Origin of the sequence: Bacillus sp. FCW2 (genome assembly GCF_021228595.1) — a bacterium.
GTDB classification, from domain to species: Bacteria; Bacillota; Bacilli; order Bacillales; family Bacillaceae; genus Bacillus; species Bacillus velezensis.
The window spans coordinates 4,145,849-4,146,485 of the sequence record NZ_CP089436.1 but is presented as its reverse complement, the minus strand read 5'-3'; the positions used below and the strand labels follow the sequence as shown (position 1 = coordinate 4,146,485).

The window sequence follows — 637 nt, the reverse complement described above, 5'->3', positions numbered from 1 at the left end:
TGCGATCGTCTCGGTATCCGGATGCACTCGGCCTGAGATGGGTGTTCCTACCACGATATCTTGTTGCCTGCTGTATTTATGCAGTTCTATCATAAATACAGCCAGTAAGGTCATGTAATCTGTCGTTCCCTGTTGTTTATTTATATTTTGAATGCCAGCTTTCTGCTCTTGGCTAAGCTGAACCGACACTTGGGCTCCTTTGTAGCTTTGGATTTTGGGACGGGGATAGTCCGTCACCAAGTCCAAAACCGGTGCCTCTTCTTTAAATACTTCTTTCCAATAGTTTCTCTGACTCTCCAGGTTTCTGCCACGCATCCATTCACTATAATCTTTGTATTGGAGTTCAAGTGGTTGTAATTCTTCACCGTTATACAATCGTGAGAAATCTTCGATTAATAGATTTAGAGTCTGATGATCGGAAATAATATGGTGCATATCGAATAGTAAAATATAGTTGTTCTGATTTCTTTCTTTGACTACTTTAAAACGCATGAGCGGTGCTGTTCCGATGTCAAACGGGCGTACAAATGATTCCATATCGGCTTCGCTGTAGCTGTCGGTCTCTTCATATTCCACTTGGTAGAATACCTCGTCTGCAATGACTTGAAAGGTTTCTCCTTCTGTCATGACAAAACTG

The 637-nt window shown here is 41.9% G+C and carries 1 protein-coding gene; it reads right to left on the bottom strand.

Features of this window, described 5'->3' with window-relative positions; translation table 11 throughout:
* Nucleotides 1-627 (bottom strand): condensation domain-containing protein (locus K3G25_RS20590; RefSeq protein ID WP_232489508.1); only part of this gene is annotated, 627 nt, incomplete at its 3' end.
* Between the last annotated feature and the right edge of the window lie 10 nt (nt 628-637).